We start from the raw sequence: 20,494 nt of genomic DNA, 5'->3' as shown, positions 1-20,494 counted from the left end.
GTATTAGACGGGATTTCTCCCGATTATCCGGCTGTGGCAGGCAGGTTGCATACGTGTTACTCACCCGTGCGCCGGTCGCCGGCTGGTAAAGGCAAGCCTTCACCACCGCTGCCCCTCGACTTGCATGTGTTAAGCCTGTCGCTAGCGTTCATCCTGAGCCAGGATCAAACTCTCCGCTGTTGTTATCTTTTGTTCTTTTTTTTTCTTGTGCTAAAGCCGCATAGCCTGAACCAATATTAAAAGACCCATCGGACACCGACAGCCATCGGAGCTCATCTTCCTCCCGGCCGACAATCTTGAATCTAAACGCTGGTCGAATTTGACAGAGACTTCATCCGCAGGACGGCTTGCGCCAGGCCTGCGGCCCTTGTTCTCTTGTACTACTTCGTCTATTGCAATTATTTCAATGTGCTCTGGTTTTGAATGCCGCCCTGAACTCGGGCGGAAATGTTTTGCAAAGTTAGAACCAATTTTTCAAACCTGCAAATTTTTAACATTCTTTTTTTACTTCGGCCGCCTTGCGGCATCGCCTCTGTCAGCCTCCGAGACCGTCGCGACCGCTGTCGCTTGGTTTGTTTCTCAAAAGCGAGTGCAAAGGTAGACACTTTTTCAACAACCACCAAATTTTTACAACACTTTTTTCACGAAAAAAGTTGAACAAAAATCCCGAAAACCGCCCCATCAGCTGACTGACAGAGTATTATCGCGATCAAAAAAAATGCCCTGCGCGATATCAGAGATCACGACGGAATGCACGCCGACGCCTATGCTGCCGGCGCTCGAAATACTGCCACTGCAGCTGCACGCTCGCATTGTCGGCAAGCTCAAGATTGCTCTCGGCAAACTTATAGCCATTCTTTATATAAGTAGGCAACAGATCCGCAAAAACCATCGCATTCACTCCCATATTCTGATATTCGGGACTGACGGCGACAAGCATAAGATCGACAACATCGTTTTTGCCGTGGATCGCCTTGAGCAGATGATACCAGCCTAAAGGCCACAACCGTCCACCCGACCGCTGAAGAGCACGCGAGAACGACGGAATTGAAATGCCGAAAGCCACAAGCTTGCCATCCTTATCCACGACAACGCTTATGCAGTCAAGGCGCAGAATGCCCAGATACTTGTCGATATAATAGTCGATCTGACGATCCGATAACGGCGAATAACCATAAAGACCGTCGTAGGCCACATTTATAAGATCAAAGATAGCCCTGCCGTAATCCGCTTTCAGACGGCTGCGCGACGTATAGTGCAGCGTCTTGAATCCATACTTGCGCTCTACGAGCGAAGCTATCCTAAGATATTTGTCGGGCACACTGTCGGGCACCGTCATACGATACTCCACCCAGTCGACATCGGGCTTATAGCCCATGCGCTCCATGTGCACGGGATAATAGGGATAATTGTAAATCGTGGCCATAGTGCCAAGTTCGTCGAAACCGTCGATTAGCATTCCCTCGTGATCCATATCGGTAAAGCCCATCGGTCCCACCATCTCAGTCATGCCACGCTGACGGCTCCACTCCTCGGCCGCACGAAACAGCGCATCGACCACTTCCGCATCGTCGACGAAATCAACGAAACCGAAACGAGCCTCCCTCTTCCCTGTGCGCTCATTGACCACACGGTTGATGATAGCCGTTATACGCCCAGCCGGGACTCCGTCGCGCAAAGCCATAAACGACTGCGCCTCGCAAAAATCAAAGGCCGGATTTTTCGACGGCATCAGGGTTTCGATCTCCTCGAATATCAGAGGCGGCACATAGCAGTCATTGCCGCGATACAGGTCTATGCCAAACTTCACATATTTTTTCAGCTCCTTGCGGTCAGGGCTGACAGACCTTATTTCTATTGACATAAGCAACTCTCAAAAAAAACAGTTGATATCACTACAATCATCAGTAACCCGTGGCTCGCTGCGAGTCAATCAAGAGTGAACAAACAACGAACCGGGGACAACATGCATATCAATGCTGACCGAAACCAAACCACGACACGGCCAGCTGCGGCACTAACGTCAACGACGACGGACGATGTGGCGCCACACCGGAATTAAACCACACGAGCAGAGCTATCATAACAAGGAGAAACACGATGATAGCCATATACAGGCGGTTGTCGGATCGCGACGCCAAGGCCATACGCAACTCGTGAACCGAACGATAGCGGTCGCGCGGATTCTGCGACAGGCATTTGTCGGCTATGCGCCGCAGCCTGGCCGGAGAGCCCGGCACCACGTCAGTCAGTTCGCGTAGCACCTTGCCAAACATATATATATCTTCAGAAGCATCGGCCGGAGTCAGATGCTCACGCTGATCAAAACCCACATCAATGAGCTTCAGATTGCCGATATTCTCGGTAAATACTATTGTTTCCGGACGCACCGGGAAGTGCACCACATGATTGCGCTGTATATAATCGAGAGCATCGACAAGCTGCGTGCACACCTTCTCGACATGTTCCGGCCCCGCCTTACCCGAATCAATAAGCTTACGCAGCGAATCGCCATAAACATCGTCGGTGATGATACATAATCCCAGACCGGGCACTTCCTCCAGATCGTTGATCATCACAATACCCGGATGGGCAAGGTTGTAGCGCACGTCAAACTCCTTCTCAAGCATGGCCTGAAACCGCGGATCGTCCTTATAGGCCGCCTTGAGAGTCTTGAGCATCACCCACTTGCCATGCTTTTTGGCCGTGTAGACGTCGTAGTACTCCTCATCCCACTCGGGAAGAAGCTCCAGCTCGGTCCACTTCTGCGCAGCACAATGATCTGCTTCACTCATTCATGATTGGTTTAAGTAGTTACATTAGAGGCCGGGGCTGCCGCTCAATACATGGCAAACACCAGCTGACTTCCGGTATCGACATCGGTAAGATACAGATTGTTGCCGTTGACAGCCCAGAGTTTCAAGCAGAACTGTCGACGGCATACGAGATGTAGAGAGCCGTTCCATCGGTATCCCAATAGATGTCGTAGGTATATGACTGCCCCCAGTTGTCATAGTCAACATACTGCCCCGAGCCGTCGCCGTAGAACGAGAATATGTTCTGATCCGTATCGACCGGGCCATATTCGTCGGCCACAAGAACCCAGTCGCCTATCAGCGGCGACCAATAATAATCGTTTTCGTCGCTGCAAGAGCCGAAAGTCACTATAGCTACTGCAATGGCAAGCAGCCTCAGGCAATTGGACAATGCTTTCATCGGGCAATCAATTACGAGTGCAAAATTAAATAAAATTTCAATACAACATTAAAACACACCGCCGCCTAATTAGGTTTTGTCGACAAACAGTCAAAAATCTCACGGCTTTTTTCTAATTTTGTCAATATGAACATCACACGTCTGCTTACACCGTTTTTCGCCGCCAGAGCCCGACGCACGCTCCGATCAGCATCCGATCCGGAGCTGGTGCAGCTCCGACAGCTTAAAAAACTCATTGCCAACGGACGCCGCACCCTTTGGGGAGACTCCCATCATCTACAGCAGGTGGCCACCTACGACGACTTCCGCGAAGCCATGCCTGTCACCTCCTACCCAGACATCCGGCCCTACGTCGAGCGGATGATCGCAGGAGAGCCCGACATACTGTGGCCCGGTCCCTGCCGACGGTTCGCACAGTCCTCAGGCACATCCGACGGCAAAAGCAAATACATCCCCGTCACCGACGACTCCCTGCGCCTCAACCACTACCGCGGCGGAGCCGAATCCGTGGCCCACTACCTCAACCATCACCCCGGCAGCCGACTGTTCGACGGCAAAGCCTTCATACTCGGAGGCAGCTTTGCCAACGAACTCCACGGCACTGCGCCCGGAGTGAAGGCAGGCGACCTCTCGGCTCATCTAATTGAGAGAATCAACCCGCTCGTCGACCGCATCAGGGTGCCGTCGCGCGCCACTGCCCTCATGCCCGACTGGACAGCCAAACTCCCGGCGCTTGTCGACGAATCGATCCATGCCGACGTCACCAACATATCGGGCGTCCCATCATGGTTTCTCACCGTCATCCGCCGGGTCATTGAGCGCGCCGGAGCATCGACCATCCACGACGTATGGCCCCGCCTCGAAGTATTCTTCCACGGAGGCATCGCCTTCGGACCCTACCGCAGCCAGTATGAAGAGATCACCGACCCCGGACGGATGCACTATCTGGAAACCTACAACGCTTCCGAAGGATTCTTCGCCGTGCAGCACTCTCCCGACGCACCCGGCATGATGCTCCTCACCGACGCCGGAGTATTCTATGAGTTCGTGCCGCTCGGCGCGCCTGACTCCGAAGCCATTCCCGCATGGCTCACCACACCCGGCCAAAGCTACTCCCTGCTGCTGTCGGCCCCCAACGGGCTATGGCGCTACCAGATCGGCGACGTCGTAAAGGTGGTGGCCACCGATCCGTTGCAGATAGTCATCACCGGACGAACAAAACACTATATCAACGCGTTCGGAGAAGAGGTGATGGTTCACAACACCGACGCAGCGCTTGCACGCGCATGCGCCGACTGCCGCTGCACAGTGGCCAACTACACCGCCGCACCCGTCTTCACCACCTCCGCCTCACGCGGACACCACCAATGGCTGATAGAATTTGACCGCCCGCCCGCCGACATCGACGCATTCGCCACCACACTCGACCGACGGCTCACCGAGCAGAACTCCGACTATCAGGCAAAACGCGCAGGCGACATATTCCTCGCCCCACTCACCGTCACCGTTGCACACCATGGGCTCTTCGACCGATGGCTCGCATCGACCGGCAAGCTCGGCGGACAGCGCAAAGTGCCACGCCTGCAGAACGACCGCACCCTCATCGACGACATGCTGCGGCTCAACAACGACCAGACATTGAAAACCACATAAACTAAACACTAACGACATGAAACCAACAGCAATCATCGCATCAGCGATCATCGCACTCGGCCTGCTCGCGCTTGGCCTCTGCATCCGTTCAGGAATAGACTTCGCCGCATCACGCGACCGCACGGTCGACGTCCGCGGACTCGCCGAACGCGAAGTGCCCGCCAACGTCGTCACATGGCCCATAATGTTCAAAGAGGTCGGCAATTCACTGCCCACTGTCTACGCCAATGTTTCGGCCACCAACCAGCGTATCGTCGACTTCCTCAAAGCCAACGGCATCACCGATCAGGAAATATCCATCGGAGCGCCTAAAGTGCAGGACCTCACCACCGACCGCTACAACAACCAGCCCCTCCCCTACAACTACGCCATCACATCGGTGGTGACCGTAAGCTCCGGTAAAGTCAAGGAGATCCATGCCCTCATCAACCGGCAGGGCGAACTCTTCGCACAGGGCATAGCCATCACAAACGACTACAACTACCAGATCACCTACGACTTCACCGACCTCAACTCCATCAAACCGGAGATGATAGCCGAAGCCACAAAAAACGCCCGCGAGGCCGCCAAGAAATTTGCCGACGACTCCGAATCGTCGCTCGGCAAGATCAAGACCGCACGCCAGGGACAGTTCACCATCGACGACCGCGACGCAACCACTCCCTACATCAAGAAAGTGAGGGTCGTCACCTCGCTCACCTACTATCTGGAAGACTGACCGCCTACGGCATCAGGTATCGCTGTCAGACCGAAGCCATGATGATGAACATTAGCCGGCCGCACTACGTTATAATGTGACAAAAACAACGTATTTCAGACCAAAACACAACTCATCATGGCTAAAAAGAAAAAATCCATCAAAGGCACACGCACCGAACAAAATATCGTGCTGGCCTATCTCAACGAATCGCAGTCATACGCCCGCTACACATTCTATGCCAAGCAGGCCGACAAAGAACTGTACTTCCCGATTGGAGTGATTTTCCGCCAGACAGCCGAAAACGAGTTCAACCATGCCAAAGTCTTCTTCAAGATGCTTGAAGGCGGAGTAGTCGACGCCAAAGTACCCACCGACGCCGGCATCATCGGCGACACCGCCACCAACCTGAAGATCTCCATGGGCGAAGAGGCCAACGCCGGAGTGAAAGGCTATGAGGAAGCCGCCAAGACTGCTCAGGAAGAGGGATTCCCCGAGATCGCCGAGCACTTCCTCGCGATAGCTAAAGCCGAGCAACACCACCTCGACCGCTTCACACGCTATCTCAAGATGGTGGAGGAGGGCACTGTATGGAAACGCGACCACGCCATCCGCTGGCAGTGCCTTGTCTGCGGCTACATCTTCGAAGGCAACGAACCCCCGAAGGTATGCCCCGGATGCGACCATCCCTACCAGCACTACATGCCCCTTGACGAAGACGACTGATCCATAACGGCCACAATCAAGCGCCGAAAGATCCGAGAACACAATCATGGCCAAGTGTCGAAGCCAACAGTCCGACACTTGGCCATGATTTTCATTTCTACAATCTTCGACTTACAACAATAAACCGAAGTAAGCCAAAAGGCACTGACAAACGTATGTTTTTCCACCACCCACCCTCACCTACGCTATCGCATGAACATCACTGCAAAAGGAATGCCCCATCCCGTCCCGGCCACCTATGCAGTCGGGGTGGGATGGGGTATCAGAGAGCAGGTATCAGACTGCGCCGGAGCCGGCTTCATCATCGTCGCCACTGTCACCGTCATGACGCGTCACCGGGGGCAACGCCGTGGTAGGCGTGGAGAAAAAGCGCGACAGATGGCGTTCGCGGAAGCGCTCGAGCAGCTCCCAGAAGTTGGGCACGAACAGCGTTCCCACCAGAGCGTTGACAGCCATGCCGAACGCTACGGCGGTGCCAAGAGAAACACGGCTCGCCGCACCCGCACCGGTAGCGAACAGCATCGGCATCACACCGAACACAAATGCCAGCGCCGTCATCATTATCGGACGGAATCTCACCCGTCCGGCACGTATGGCGCTTGATCGAATATCCATGCCCGAACGGCGGTAGTCGATGGCATACTCCACGATCAGTATGGCGTTTTTTGCCGACAGCCCGAGCAACAATATTATACCTATCTGGGTATAGACCGATATGCTCTGTCCCATCAGCAGACAGCCTATGACGGTGCCGAGTATGGCTGTGGGCATAGATATCACCACAGCCACAGGATCGGTCAGACTCTCATATTGGGCGGCGAGCACGAGCAGAGTGATGACCACGGCGAATATCAGCACCAGAGCCACCGTCACCCCGCCCTGCGACTCCTGATAGGCCTCGCCGGTCCACGCGTAGGAATATTCATCGCCGAGAGTGCGCTCCACTATCTCCTCCATGGCCTCTATACCTTCAGAGGAGCTGACCCCGTGAGCCGGAGTGGCGGTTAGCGAGGCCGTGGAATACATGTTGTAGCGCGACACGTTGCTCTGCCCGAACGACGGCTCCACAGTCATAAACGACGAGAACGGCACCATCTCGCCCATCGAGTTCCTGACACTGAGCTTCAGCACTCCGTCGACACGCGAGCGCGCCGCCTCATCGCCGGCAAGATTGACCTGATAGACACGGCCGAAGTCTGTGAAGTCATTGATATACGACCCGCCCATATAGGCCGACAGAGCCGAAAACACATCGGACACTTCGAGCTGCTGCATCTTGATGCGGTTGCGGTCAACAGTCAGTTTATACTGCGGTATGGCACCCTCGTAGAGCGACGTCACCGACTTGATACGGGGATCAGTCTCGGCCGCACGCTCCACATCGGCCAGAGCCTGCTTCATCTGCTGCGGGCCGAGATTGTTTATGTCGAGCAACTGCATCTGAAGGCCGGAAGTCACTCCGAGCCCGGATATGGCGGGCGGATTTATGCCGAACACCACCGCCTCCTGAATGTCGGCGCACGCGGCATTGAAGCGGTCGATCACGGCATCCACACCTTGCGACCGGCCACGGCGCTCGCTCCACGGCTTGAGAGTGACAAACAGCGAGGCGTAATTGCTCGCGCTGCCGCCTCCGATAAACGACATGCCGCTCACCGACATCACCGATTTCACCTCCGGAATCCGCGCAAGTCGCTCGTTGACCTGAGCCACGACTGCGTCCGTGCGGTCGATCGATGCGCCGGTAGGAAGCTGTATCGAGCCCATGAAATAGCCCATATCCTCCTGAGGGATATACGACGACGGCATCCTGACAAAACCCCAGAAAGCCAATGCCGTCAACGCGAAATACAGCCCGATAGCCGCCCACGGACGCCGCAGGAAGCCGCCCACTATACCTACATACAGCTTGAGAGTGGCGGCAAAGCCGCGGTTAAACCACTGATAAGGCTTGAACTCCGTCGGTTTGCCTTTACGCAGAAACATAGCGCACATGGCCGGAGTGAATGTAAGGGCGTTGAAGCCGGAGAAGGCCGTCGACACAGCTATGGTCAGTGCAAACTGCTTGTAAAGCTCGCCTGTAATACCGCTTATGAAGGCCGTAGGAATAAACACCGACAGCAACACAAGCACCTCGCCCACCACCGGACCCTGGAGTTCGGTCATAGCTTTCTCGGCGGCCTGACGCGCGTTGAGCTTGCCCTCGTCCACCAGACGCGAACAGTCCTCAACCACCACTATGGCGTCATCCACCACTATGGCTATCGCCAGCACAAGTCCGAACAGCGTCAGAGTGTTGATCGTAAAGCCCATAAGCTTCATCACCGCGAAAGTGGCTATCAGCGACACCGGAATCGTGATCATCGGTATGACTACCGCCCTCCAGCTCTGGAGGAAGACAAGTATGATCAGCATCACGATCAGAGTGGTTTCGACAAACGTCACCAGCACCTCGTCGATCGACGCCGTGACGAAATCGGTAGTGTTCATCAGCACCTGATAGTCCACACCCTCCGGAAAATATCGCTCCAGCTCATTCAGCTTCTTCTCCACGGCCTTGGCCACCTCCAGCGAGTTGGCGCCTGGTGTCTGGTAGATGCCGAGCAATCCGGCCGCACTACCCGACACGAGAGCCGACCCGCCGTAACTCTGGCTGCCAAGCTCTATGCGGGCCACGTCCGACAGATGGAGCATCTCCCCCTCCGGAGTGGTCTTGATGACGATGGAACCGAACTCATCGGGAGTCGTCAGGCGTCCCTGTGCCGTAAGCGTAAACTCAAACTGCCCGTCCGACGGCGTAGGCGGCGCACCTACAGATCCGGCCGAAACCGCCATATTCTGCGATTCGACAGCTTCCATGACATCGTCGGGAGTGAGTCCGCGCACGCGCATCTTCTCCGGATCCAGCCATATCCTCATGCTGTACTCTCCTGCTCCGAACGCCTCCACCTGACCCACGCCGTCGATCCTCGACAGCTCGTCGACCAGATTAAGTTTGGCATAATTGGTGAGATAAAGAGCGTCGTAGTGATGATTGTCGGCCGTATCATTGAGCAGACCGACAAACAGTATGACGTCAGTGGAGCGCGACATCACCGACACACCCTCCTCCTTCACCGCCGTGGGGAGAGTCGCCTCGGCTATGGCCACGCGGTTCTGCACCTTAACTGTGGCCATATCCAGATCGGTTCCCGTCTCAAAAGTCACCGTGAGCATATACGACCCGTCGGAACTGGAGCTGGAACTCATATACATCATACCTTCCACACCGTTGACCTGCTCCTCGATAGGCACGCCCACGGTAGTAGCCACCGTTGCGGCGTCGGCTCCGGGATAACTGGCGGCCACCATCACCGTCGGAGGCGTTATGTCGGGATACTGAGCCACGGGAAGAGTCTTTACAGTCACCACGCCCGCCAGTATCATCACCACGGCTATGACTATGGCGAATATCGGACGCTCTATGAAGAAACGGGAAAACATCGCGTATGGTAATTAATCGGATTTGTCGCTGAAAAAAAATCGTGAATCAGGCCGGAGGCTACTTGCCGGTCATAACAGGCCTGACCTCCAGACCCGCCCTCACCTTAAGCAGGGCTTTGGTGACATAACGATCGCCGGGATGCAGCCCTTCGGTCACAACCCGCATCGTGTCGTCGACCAGACCGCCGGTCTTCACCGGAGTATATACCACCCGGTTGGAATCGTTGACCGTATAGACATACTTCCCGAGCTGGTCGGTAGCGATCGACGCGTCCCTGACAAGAAGGGCATGGCTGTCGATATCCTCAGGCAGCGATATGGTGGCATACATGCCCGACCGCAGTTCGCCGTAAGGATTGTCGACCACCGCACGCAGGTGCATCGTTCCGGTGCCTGTATTCACATCGGGCGAGAGATAATCCAGCCGTCCGCGGTATTCATGTCCCAGAGGTTCGTCGAAACGCATCGGTATCGAATCGCTCCCCGCTATTCCGTCGGTGCCGACCCGGGTGTTCATACGCATGAACGACGACTCCTCTATGTAGAAGTCGGCATACATCCGCGTGTTGTCATATATCGTGGCCAGCTTCACCGGCTCCCCCTCTCCACCTACGTAGGCGCCGACATTGACATCGGCGGCCGACACCGTTCCGGCAAACGGAGCATGGACCGCGCAGTATCCGAGATTGGTGCGCGCAGTGCGCAACTGCGCCTCGGCGCTCTTTATCGCCGCTGCGGCCTCCTCGTAGGCGCTTTTGGCCTGCACCACCTCTATCTGCGACACAGCGTCGCTCTCCAGAGCCTTCTTCATCGCCTCGTATTGCCTCATGGCATAGTCGTAGGTGCTCCGCGCGGTCTGAAGCTGCGCCTCGGCCTGCCCTACGGCGTCGCGATATTGCGTATCCTCGATGGTAAACAGCAAAGCACCCTTGCCGACCGTGCTTCCGTCGGTATAGTTCTGCGACCGCAGATAGCCGTTGACACGACCCACCACGTCTACACTGTTCACGGCCGTGAGCGTGCCGGGATAATCCTTGTATATCACCACAGAGTCCTCTATTACAGAAGCCACATCCACCTGTGGCGCATCGGTCTGCGCCGACCGTTCATTGCTATGGCACGACGGCAGGCATGCCACTGCCGATGCAGCCACCACTGCCGCCATTGTTCTCAGAGTGTGTTCCATCAGTATTTTCGTGTGTTGTATTTTACCTATAATTTCATTCCGTTTAGCAGCGCCCGACACGTCTCTACCGCCCCACTGCCCATCCGCCGCCGAGAGCCTTATAGAGATTGACAAGTGCGGTCAGTGACTCTCCGCGCGCCTCCACAGCCTCGTTGTTGTATTGCAGCAGAGTGATCTGCGCCTGCGCAACATTTATGAATGCGTCAAGCCCCTGCTTGTAGCGGTCGAGCGACAGATCGGCAGCTTTCTGTGCCGCCTCGGTCACCTTATGCAGACTCTGCTCATAGGCCACCGCATTGGTGTAGCTTATCAGAGCGTCGTCCACCTCCTGCACAGCCGTCAGCAGCGTCAGATTGTAGGCGTCGATCGATGCGAGCATCTGTTCCTTGACCGACGCCACGGCCGCCCGGCGTGCGAAGCCATCGAATATGGTCCACGACAGCTGCGGAGCTATCGTATAGGTCATACTGCGGCGCGTCATCAGGTCATCGAGCCGATGAGCCGATGTCCCGATCGATCCAGCGAGCGACAATACCGGCATAAAATCCTTCTTCGCCACCCCCACGGCCGCTGCGCTCACCGCAAGCTGCTCTTCGGCGGCCACCACGTCAGGACGCCTCCGTAGCAGATCGGAAGGCACGGTCGCCGGCACGAGCATATCGACCTCAGGCAATGCGGCCGGGGCGCTCAGCCTCCCGGCCATCTCGGCGGGCATCGAGCCGGTAAGCAGCGCCAGAGCGTTGACCGTCACCGCCACCGACGTGCGCAGCGACGACAATGAGGCCAGCGTGGAATAATACACCGTCCGCGCCTGGCTGACATCGAGCATGGAAGCAAGTCCGGTATCAAACCTCGCCTCGGTGATCTTCATCACCTTGCGCTGCTCCTCGACATGATCGAGCGTCACTTCGAGTTGGCGCTGAAGAGTGCGCAGTTTTATGTAGGAAGCGGCTATCTGGGCGCACACGCTTATGCTGACAGAGGCATAATCGGCACGCGACGCACGGTATGACGCCTGCTGCATCTCCACATCCTTGCGTACCTTGCCGAACACGTCAATCTCCCACTGCATGTCGACTCCGGCCGAAAAATAGTCGACCGTGACAGCATCGCCTTCCCTGACATTCTCGTCGCCCGACTGCCGGATCTTATTCCATCCGCCGGAGACCGACAGCGACGGCCAGAAGGCAGAGCGTGCCTTGGCCACCGACTGGCGCGCTATGGCTATGCGGCGCCCGGCCTTAAGCAGATTGAAGTTGGCCCGCTCACCCTCCGCTATCAGGGAGTCGAGAAGCGGATCGCCAAATAGGCGCCACCACTGATCGTCGGTTGGAAATTCCTGCGTCGTTTCCGGCTCGTAGAGCCATCGCTCGGGCAGACTGTCGGCGAGCGTCGACAGATCGTCGCGTCCGTATGCGGCCATGCTCGTCAGCATCATCACAGCCATCAGCCAGATATGAAAAGGGTGTCTGTTCATTTCCATCATAGTTGAAACATCAGAATTATAACCCCCGCGCCACCCCGACGGTTCGCTCGCACTCCGCCACTCCGCCATCCTCTCCCTCCCGCTGTATGCTTTGACACCTGACCTGTTCGCTTTTTTAGACATTCTCTTAGGCGAGGGGTGCTGATATGTGACGATTTTTGTGTAATTTTGCGCCCGAATATCAAAGAGAATTTATGCAAAACATCAGAAACATAGCTATCATAGCCCACGTAGACCATGGCAAGACCACCCTCGTGGACAAGATGCTACTCGCCGGACACCTTTTCCGCGACAATCAATCCACCGGCGAGCTCATACTCGACAACAACGACCTCGAACGCGAAAGAGGCATAACGATACTCTCCAAAAACGTCTCCATCACCTACAAAGACACCAAGATCAACATCATCGACACGCCCGGACACGCCGACTTCGGAGGCGAAGTGGAGCGTGTGCTCAACATGGCCGACGGATGTCTGCTTCTCGTCGACGCCTTCGAAGGCCCGATGCCGCAGACTCGCTTCGTGCTCCAGAAAGCCATACAGCTCGGCCTGAAGCCGGTGGTGGTGATCAACAAGGTCGACAAGCCCAACTGCCGTCCCGACGAGGTGCAGGAAATGGTGTTCGATCTGATGTGCAACCTCGACGCCACCGAGGAACAGCTCGACTTCCCGACCGTCTACGGATCGGCCAAGCAGGGATGGATGAGCGACGACTGGCAGAATCCCACCGACAACATCACCCCGGTGCTCGACGCCATAATAAAATACATACCCGCGCCCACCACCATAGAGGGCCCGGCTCAGATGCTCGTCACATCGCTCGACTTCTCGAGCTATGTGGGACGAATAGCCATCGGACGCGTGCACCGCGGCGAGTTCCGCGAAGGTATGCCCATCGCCCTCTGCAAGAAGGACGGATCCGTCATCAAGCAGCGCATCAAGGAGCTGCACGTGTTTGAAGGCATGGGACGCAAGAAGGTGCAGAGCGTCAAGAGCGGCGACATATGTGCTCTCGTAGGCATCGAAGGGTTTGAGATAGGCGACACCGTAGCCGACGCCGAGACACCCGAAGCGCTACCCCGCATAGCCATTGACGAACCTACCATGTCGATGACATTCACCATCAACGACAGCCCCTTCTTCGGCCGCGACGGAAAGTTTGTCACATCGCGCCATATCGCCGACCGACTGACCAAGGAACTCGACCGCAACCTTGCGCTCCGTGTCAAGAAGGCCGACCATGAGGACGTATGGACCGTCTTCGGCCGCGGCGTGCTCCACCTGTCGGTGCTCATCGAAACGATGCGCCGCGAAGGCTACGAACTGCAGGTAGGCCAGCCGCAGGTTATCGTCAAGGAGATCGACGGACGCAAATGCGAGCCGGTGGAGCTGCTCACCATCAATGTGCCCGAAGAATACTCGTCAAAGATGATCGACATGGTCACCCGACGCAAGGGCGAACTTGTGTCGATGGCCACACAGAACGACCGCATACATCTCGAATTCCATATCCCCTCGCGAGGCATCATCGGCCTGCGCAACAACGTGCTGACCGCATCGGCCGGAGAAGCCATCATGGCTCACCGTTTCCACGAATACCAGCCATGGAAGGGCGACATAGAGCGCCGCACCAACGGATCGCTCATAGCCATGGAAGCCGGAACAGCCTATGCCTACGCCATCGACAAGCTGCAGGACCGCGGCCGCTTCTTCATATTCCCGCAGGATGAGGTCTATGCCGGACAGGTCGTGGGCGAGAACGCCAAGGACAACGACATAGTGGTCAACGTCACCAAGTCAAAGAAGCTCACCAACATGCGCGCATCGGGCGCCGACGACAAAGCCCGCATCGTGCCCCCCGTGGTGTTCAGCCTTGAAGAGGCGCTCGAATACATCAAGGAGGACGAATATGTGGAGGTGACCCCCAACCATATACGCCTGCGCAAGATACTCCTTGACGAGATCGAGCGCAAACGCGCCGCGTCAAGAGCCAATTCCTGAACCGACACCGAACACCCCGACACGTGAAAATCTCCATGCCCCCCGAAACACCCGCCGAAGTGCAGCAGGCAAAGATGCGCTTCGGCATCATCGGCAACGCCCCAGCGCTGACGGCAGCCATAAGCCGTGCGGTGCAGGTGGCGCCTATCGACCTGTCGGTGCTCGTCACCGGCGAGAGCGGATCGGGCAAGGAATTTTTCCCCAAGATCATCCACGCTTTCAGCGCGCGCAAGCACGCCCGCTACATAGCCGTCAACTGCGGCGCCATACCCGAAGGCACCATCGACTCCGAACTGTTCGGACACGAAAAAGGAGCTTTCACCGGCGCCATCGGCTCGCGCAAAGGCTACTTCGAGGAGGCCGACGGCGGCACGATATTTCTCGACGAGGTGGCCGAGCTTCCGCTCACCACACAGGCCCGTCTGCTGAGAGTGCTCGAAAGCGGCGAATTCATCAAAGTCGGATCGTCGACAGTGCAGAAGACCAACATCCGCGTGGTGGCCGCCACCAATGTCGACATGCTCAAGGCCGTCGAGGAGGGTCGCTTCCGCGAGGATCTGTACTACCGCCTGTCGACAGTCAACATCGCCGTGCCCCCGCTGCGCGACCGAGGCAACGACATAATGCTTCTGGCACGCAAGTTTGCATCAGACTTCGGCGAGCGCTACCGCATGCCGCCGGTGACATTCTCCGACGAGGCCCGCGGACTGATGATGCGCTACCGCTGGCCGGGCAATGTCCGCCAGCTCAAAAACGTCGTGGAACAGACCGCTCTGTTCGATGCCGGACGCGAAGTGACCGCCGACGACATAGAGCAATACCTGCCGGCCGGAGGGCCCGTCTACACCCCGGTGATCGCATCGGCGCCGTCCCACACCTACGACCGCGAGCGGGAGGCGATCTTCAACATGATCTTCCGTATGCAGAAGGAGATCGACGCGCTCCGTGCCGAGATCGAGAAGCGCCCCGCGCCCGCACAGCAGATAGCCACTCCGGCCTCGGAAGTCAGAGAGATGCCGATGTCGCTCGTCCACTACCATCATCCGGCTGCGCACACCAGCACAGTAGAGGATATAACCGCCGACGACATAACCGCTGCCGGCTCCGCCGCGACACCGCAGCCCTCGCTCACGCTTGAGGATACCGAGCGCGAAACCATAAGGCGCTCGCTCGAAAACAACGGAGGCCGACGCAAGGCCACTGCCCGCGAACTCAACATTTCTGAGCGCACACTCTATCGCAAAATCAAGGAATACGGACTGGAGTGATCCCGCCCGCTCACAGCAACACCATGGCTATCTTGGCGCATGCCTCGGCGTCGGCAAGAGCATTGTGGTGATCGTCAAACGGTATGCCCAAAAAACCGGCAAGCGACGGCAGACTGAACGACGCGCACAGCGTGCGCGGTATCGTGCGGCGCGCCCGCTCGAGAGTGCAATAAAAGTCATAATCGGGATAATCGATGCCATAACAGCGACATGCCGCACGCAGACATCGCTCGTCGAACCGCTTGTTATGAGCCACGAGCGGTCTTCCCCCTATGAAATCGCGTAGCTCGGGCCACACAGCCCAGAATCCTGGAGCATCATCCGTATCCGACGGGCCAATACCGTGGATACACTCCGTAAACCGCCGGATATAGTAATCCGGCTCGGGCTTTACCAGTCGATACAACCGGTCGGTGACCACACCGCCCTCTACCTTCACCGCTCCTATGGCGCAGATGCTCGTCGGCTCGGCATTGGCCGTTTCAAAGTCTATGGCTACAAAATCGTTCATCATCCGCCGGCAAGCTCCTGCGCACGGTCGCGCACCTGCTCCATGAGCCATCGCGGAGTGGAAGTGGCGCCGCATACGCCTATCGATAAGGCGCCCTGCAGCCACGACGCTTCCACTGCATCGGGTCCGCTGACGAGATAGGTCCGGCTGTTCACCTCGCGGCATTCTCCGCAAAGCACCCGGCCGTTGGAACTTTTGGCACCGCTTACGAACAACACCACATCGTGGGCGGCCACAAAACGCCGCAGCCCCTCCACACGACCCGCCACCTGACGGCATATCGTGTCGAAATATCTGAAACTTACGCCCTCGTCCTTACGGCGGCTGATCTCGTCGACCATGTGCCGTAGTCCCTCGGGCGACTTTGTGGTCTGCGAATACAACGCTATCGGGCGGCTGAAATCCACCGCTTCAAGTCCCGACTCGTCCTCCGCCACGATAGCCTCGCCGCGCGTCTGGCCTACAAGACCGTTCACCTCGGCATGGCCATTCTTGCCGTAGATCACAATCTGCGGACGGTCGGCATCGGTTTCATAGGCCTGCTTCACCCTGCTCTGCAGCCTAAGCACCACCGGACAGGTAGCATCAACGATCTCGATATCGTTGCGACGCGCCAGTTCGTAGGTGGCGGGAGGCTCTCCGTGGGCGCGAAGCAGCACCTTGACGCCGTGCAGCCCGGCCATATCCTCGTGAGTGATGGTGACCAGCCCGCGACGGCGAAGCCGCTCCACCTCCGCGCTATTGTGGACTATATCGCCCAGGCAATACAGCCGTCCCTCGCGGTCGAGCACCTCCTCTGCCTTGCGGATGGCTGTCACCACCCCGAAGCAGAACCCCGAATCCTGATCAATCTCTACGACCGGCTTCATCGCGTGCGTTCGTTGAAAATCCGGAGCAGCAGAGCGTCCTGCTCATCGAGAGTCATATCCGAATTGTCGAGCATGAAAGCGTCGGCAGCCTTGCGGAGCGGACTCTCGGCGCGCGTTTCGTCGATATGGTCGCGCTCACGCAGATTGGCAAGCACCTCGTCGTAGCCAGCATTCATATTCTTGGCCTTCAGCTCGTCAAACCGACGGCGGGCGCGGGTTTCGGCCGAGGCTGTGACAAACACCTTCATTTCCGCGTCGGGAAACACCGTAGTGCCGATGTCGCGCCCATCCATCACGATCCCCTTCTCGCGTCCCATCTGCTGCTGAAGATCCGTCATGGCATGACGCACAGCGGCCACAGCGGCCACCGGCGACACTGCCTGCGAAACGGTCATGGACCGGATCTCGTTCTCGACATCCTCGCCGTTGAGCATCGTGCGCTGTCCGTCGGGAGTAACCTTGAAATCTATCGCTATACCGGGCAACGCCGCAGTCAGTCGCGCCTCATCGACGCTTCCCCCGGTGTCGGCCATACCGTGACGCAGAGCGTAGAGCGCCACGGCGCGGTACATCGCTCCCGAATCGATATAACGGTAGCCCACCTGCCGGGCCAGCTTCTTGGCCATAGTGCTTTTGCCGGTAGATGAATAGCCGTCGATCGCAATTATTATCTTTTTGTGTTCCATCAGATCTGAGTGGTCAGTATTTATAAGAACCGGCCTATCTCGGCCGAGAAGTTAAGCATGAGAGTGGCTGCGCTCCTATGAGGCATAGCGAAAGCCGCATCGACACCGAAGCCACCGATATTCAGTCCGCCGCCGATCGAAAATCCGCTCAGCAGATTACGCGAATATGTGGCCATATCGGTGCGTGTCTTGTAGTTATATCCGATACCGATATGAAAGCGGCTGTCGGGCACCAGATCGGCCGCAAGCACCAGATGCCGCATCAGGTTCGAGCCGAACGAATCCTTCAGCTCCGGACGTGCGTCGGCCGTTCCGTCGCCATGTTCGTAATAAGGCAGCGACCACTTGGTCAGATTCCATGCCGTGACAGAAAATCTGACAGGTAGTCCGGGGAACGACTGTGTCCATCCGAGGCGCACATCCACCGGCAGACGGTCGTAGCGCTCGTTGAAGCGTTTCACCTGCCCTCCGAGATTGGTCACCACCGCCGACAGCGACAGGTCGCGGTCAGGATCATAATAATTGATGCCGAGATCCACTCCCACAGCCATAGCCGTATATGAATCATACGACGAATACACCCATCGGAGCGTGGCGCCGCCGCGGAGGCGTTCGGTTATGTCGCGCGAATACGTTGCTCCAAGCGATATGTCGAGCGGAGAGAATGTGCCGGATGCCACCCCATCGATGTCGGTGCGCTCCATGCTTCCGTAGCCGAAATATTTCAGAGCCACGCCCCATGCGCTGCGTTCCCCGACGCCATTGCCGAACACGGCCGAAGCGAAATCAGACGAACTCATATAGCGCATGTAGCCGACCGACAGCACCTTATCGTATTCCGGGCCGAGAAAAGCCGGATTCTGGTCGACGGCGGCCACGCCGGCGTCGACTGCGCTCACGTTCACACCTCCGAGGCCGAAGATGCGGCTCGACGAGCTGATGTCTAGAAATGTGTATGCCGGCGATGAGTCACCGCCGCTGCCGTCGGCAACGGCGACAGCCGGGAACAGGGCGACAGCAGCCGCGGTGGTGAGCAGTCGGAACAATCTACGCATAAAAGGTCATACTTGCTTGTCTGTAAGCCGGAAAAGCCGTCTGATGGCCTGCCGTACCTATCCTATGATGCAAAATTAGTCAAAAACCACGTATGCCGGAAATTATCGCGCCACTTAAAAAATCCAAAACAAAATCAATCTTTCCCAAAAACTCATATGCGCCCTTGTATAATCCCGCCAAGTGTCATATTTTTGCATCGCACAGGCATCAGACAGCCTTGTGACCGACTACCAACGACGCCCATTGGGCTACTCCTTAACTCATTGATGTACCGACTCAAAACCATTATCACAACCTTCTTGCTCACGCTGACCTTCTATGCCGGCGCGCAGCAGCGTATGGTCGTCACCTACCGCACGGTCAGCGCCGACAACCGGCCTCTCGACATCGAGGCTTTCCTGTTTGAGTCGGTCGACGAACAGCCGCATTTTCCCGGAGGCGACGGAGCCATGATGAAGTTCATCAACCGTGAGCGCCAGTATCCCGCGCAGGCCTACCGCCAGGGCATAGAGGGTCGTGTGCTGTGCAGCTTTGTGGTGAAACCCGACGGCGCCATCACCGCCCCGGAGGTGGTGCGCGGAGTGGAAGAGAGCCTCAACAAGGAGGCTCTGCGCATCATAGGCCGTATGCCACGATGGGTGGCCGGAAAGATAGGCGACACAAAGGTGCCGGTCTACTGCATCATAGCCATACCGTTCAGGCGCTGACCCCTGACGGCATCATCCCTCATGCGGCTTGGGCATGAAAGCGCACCCCACGTTCCAGGCCAACGCTCCGGTTAGCGCCGCCATGACACCCGTCGACGCCACATCGCCGACAGTCACCACCGGAGCCGAAACGAGTCCGATACCATAGACCACGGCCAGCACCAGAGTCACCACCAGACCGACGCCGCACACCACGGTTTCGATCCATCCGGCCCAGAACCGCTTCCGTTCGGGCAGGCGCGACATCACCTTGCGTGTAAACCACGGTTCGGGAGGAGCCTGCGGCAGGCTACGCTTCAAAAAATCGCCAAATTCCTTGTCTGTCATATATCTCTGTATTCTTATCAGTTTATCAATAAAACACTTCAAGCTATCTTTAGCCTCAACAACCACATCGCGGCCTGACATCATCCACGGCCCATCACACCGGCCATCTTCTCGCGGGCACGTTTCAGATACACCTTGACAGTGCCTTCGGGCATTCCGGTGATACCGGTTATCTCCTTGATGCTGCGATCCTCCAGGTAGAAGAGCAGCACCAGGCTGCGCTCCGCCGGATTAAGTGCCTGCATCGCCGTGGCCACATCCATCGAGGCATCCGAGGCCCGCTGTCCGGCGTCAGACACCGTTGCGGCATAGGACTCCACCTCCAGGCCGGTCAGCTCCCTCCGGCTGCGCAGATGACTGTAATACAGATTACAGGCTATCTTGTAGAGCCATGTACGGAAGCCCGACAGCCCTTTGAACGACCTTACCGACTCATAGGCCTTCAGAAACGTATCCTGCGCGAGATCATCGGCAAGACATGCGTCGCCGCCGGTGAGGTTGTAGAGAAACCGCCGGAGCGGCTCCTCATACTCCTCCACCAGTCGGCCGAAAGCATTACGGCTGTCGGTCGTGGCCCACAGTTCCAGTAGCTTGAATTCCTCAAAGCGTGGTAACAATGT

At 57.1% G+C, this 20,494-nt stretch carries 18 protein-coding genes and 1 rRNA gene; 6 read left to right on the top strand and 13 right to left on the bottom strand.

Annotation, left to right across the window (positions count from 1 at the left end; all coding sequences use genetic code 11):
• The 4 genes from C5O24_RS03730 to C5O24_RS03715 form a co-directional block, all read right to left on the bottom strand.
• Positions 1-180: ribosomal RNA gene (locus C5O24_RS03730) — 16S ribosomal RNA — on the bottom strand; the annotation flags it as partial.
• A gap of 553 nt (positions 181-733) precedes the next feature.
• Positions 734-1,864 carry an N-acetyltransferase gene (locus tag C5O24_RS03725; RefSeq protein WP_107035941.1) on the bottom strand — a complete coding sequence of 377 codons (1,131 nt, stop codon included), beginning with the start codon at positions 1,862-1,864 and terminating at the stop codon, positions 734-736.
• A gap of 109 nt (positions 1,865-1,973) precedes the next feature.
• Complete coding sequence (locus tag C5O24_RS03720; RefSeq protein ID WP_107035940.1) at positions 1,974-2,795, bottom strand: protein kinase domain-containing protein; 822 nt, start codon at positions 2,793-2,795, stop codon at positions 1,974-1,976.
• Between the two features lie 124 nt (positions 2,796-2,919).
• Entirely contained in the window at positions 2,920-3,216 is a 297-nt protein-coding gene (locus C5O24_RS03715; RefSeq protein WP_107681474.1) for a hypothetical protein, read from the bottom strand.
• A gap of 126 nt (positions 3,217-3,342) precedes the next feature.
• Here C5O24_RS03715 and C5O24_RS03710 point away from each other — a divergent pair, with 126 nt between their 5' ends.
• From C5O24_RS03710 to C5O24_RS03700, 3 genes are all read left to right on the top strand, one after another.
• Entirely contained in the window at positions 3,343-4,869 is a 1,527-nt protein-coding gene (locus C5O24_RS03710; protein WP_107035938.1) for a GH3 auxin-responsive promoter family protein, read from the top strand.
• A gap of 16 nt (positions 4,870-4,885) precedes the next feature.
• Positions 4,886-5,587 (top strand): SIMPL domain-containing protein, encoded by a 702-nt coding sequence (locus tag C5O24_RS03705; RefSeq protein WP_107035937.1) that lies wholly within the window; start codon positions 4,886-4,888, stop codon positions 5,585-5,587.
• A gap of 117 nt (positions 5,588-5,704) precedes the next feature.
• Positions 5,705-6,292: a rubrerythrin family protein gene (locus C5O24_RS03700; RefSeq protein ID WP_107035936.1), complete on the top strand. Its 588-nt coding sequence runs from the start codon at positions 5,705-5,707 to the stop codon at positions 6,290-6,292.
• Positions 6,293-6,568: 276 nt separating this feature from the next.
• Here C5O24_RS03700 and C5O24_RS03695 read toward each other — a convergent pair whose 3' ends face one another.
• From C5O24_RS03695 to C5O24_RS03685, 3 genes are all read right to left on the bottom strand, one after another.
• Positions 6,569-9,775: an efflux RND transporter permease subunit gene (locus C5O24_RS03695; protein ID WP_107035935.1), complete on the bottom strand. Its 3,207-nt coding sequence runs from the start codon at positions 9,773-9,775 to the stop codon at positions 6,569-6,571.
• A 58-nt stretch (positions 9,776-9,833) separates the two neighbouring features.
• Positions 9,834-10,961 (bottom strand): efflux RND transporter periplasmic adaptor subunit, encoded by a 1,128-nt coding sequence (locus C5O24_RS03690; protein WP_237613011.1) that lies wholly within the window; start codon positions 10,959-10,961, stop codon positions 9,834-9,836.
• 64 nt (positions 10,962-11,025) lie between these two features.
• A complete protein-coding gene (locus tag C5O24_RS03685; RefSeq protein WP_161553795.1) occupies positions 11,026-12,438 on the bottom strand; it encodes an efflux transporter outer membrane subunit in 1,413 nt (470 codons plus the stop codon).
• A gap of 203 nt (positions 12,439-12,641) precedes the next feature.
• On the opposite strand from C5O24_RS03685, the gene typA reads away from it, so the two are divergent.
• On the top strand, positions 12,642-14,450 hold the full coding sequence (gene typA, locus C5O24_RS03680; protein WP_107035933.1) for a translational GTPase TypA: 1,809 nt from the start codon (positions 12,642-12,644) through the stop codon (positions 14,448-14,450).
• 35 nt (positions 14,451-14,485) lie between these two features.
• Positions 14,486-15,718 (top strand): sigma-54 interaction domain-containing protein, encoded by a 1,233-nt coding sequence (locus tag C5O24_RS03675; RefSeq protein WP_107035932.1) that lies wholly within the window; start codon positions 14,486-14,488, stop codon positions 15,716-15,718.
• A gap of 10 nt (positions 15,719-15,728) precedes the next feature.
• Here the strand turns inward: C5O24_RS03675 and C5O24_RS03670 are convergent, their stop codons facing one another.
• From C5O24_RS03670 to porQ, 4 genes are read right to left on the bottom strand one after another with little or no spacing between them, the layout of a single operon-like run.
• Positions 15,729-16,229 (bottom strand): 3'-5' exonuclease, encoded by a 501-nt coding sequence (locus tag C5O24_RS03670; protein ID WP_107035947.1) that lies wholly within the window; start codon positions 16,227-16,229, stop codon positions 15,729-15,731.
• Positions 16,229-17,098 carry a 4-hydroxy-3-methylbut-2-enyl diphosphate reductase gene (locus tag C5O24_RS03665; protein ID WP_107035931.1) on the bottom strand — a complete coding sequence of 290 codons (870 nt, stop codon included), beginning with the start codon at positions 17,096-17,098 and terminating at the stop codon, positions 16,229-16,231. The genes C5O24_RS03670 and C5O24_RS03665 overlap by 1 nt, the downstream gene beginning before the upstream one ends.
• Positions 17,095-17,784 (bottom strand): (d)CMP kinase, encoded by a 690-nt coding sequence (gene cmk / locus C5O24_RS03660; RefSeq protein ID WP_107035930.1) that lies wholly within the window; start codon positions 17,782-17,784, stop codon positions 17,095-17,097. The genes C5O24_RS03665 and cmk overlap by 4 nt, the downstream gene beginning before the upstream one ends.
• A gap of 20 nt (positions 17,785-17,804) precedes the next feature.
• Positions 17,805-18,839 carry a type IX secretion system protein PorQ gene (gene porQ, locus C5O24_RS03655; RefSeq protein WP_123542183.1) on the bottom strand — a complete coding sequence of 345 codons (1,035 nt, stop codon included), beginning with the start codon at positions 18,837-18,839 and terminating at the stop codon, positions 17,805-17,807.
• A 267-nt stretch (positions 18,840-19,106) separates the two neighbouring features.
• On the opposite strand from porQ, the gene C5O24_RS03650 reads away from it, so the two are divergent.
• On the top strand, positions 19,107-19,547 hold the full coding sequence (locus C5O24_RS03650) for an energy transducer TonB (RefSeq protein ID WP_161553794.1): 441 nt from the start codon (positions 19,107-19,109) through the stop codon (positions 19,545-19,547).
• Positions 19,548-19,559: 12 nt separating this feature from the next.
• Here C5O24_RS03650 and C5O24_RS03645 read toward each other — a convergent pair whose 3' ends face one another.
• Both C5O24_RS03645 and C5O24_RS03640 read right to left on the bottom strand, forming a co-directional pair.
• Positions 19,560-19,874: a hypothetical protein gene (locus C5O24_RS03645; RefSeq protein WP_107035927.1), complete on the bottom strand. Its 315-nt coding sequence runs from the start codon at positions 19,872-19,874 to the stop codon at positions 19,560-19,562.
• An 80-nt stretch (positions 19,875-19,954) separates the two neighbouring features.
• Positions 19,955-20,494 (bottom strand): RNA polymerase sigma factor (locus C5O24_RS03640; RefSeq protein ID WP_439331582.1); only part of this gene is annotated, 540 nt, incomplete at its 5' end.

Origin of the sequence: Paramuribaculum intestinale (assembly GCF_003024925.1) — a bacterium.
In the GTDB taxonomy this organism is placed as follows: domain Bacteria; phylum Bacteroidota; class Bacteroidia; order Bacteroidales; family Muribaculaceae; genus Paramuribaculum; species Paramuribaculum intestinale.
This window is presented reverse-complemented; position numbering and strand designations above follow the sequence as displayed.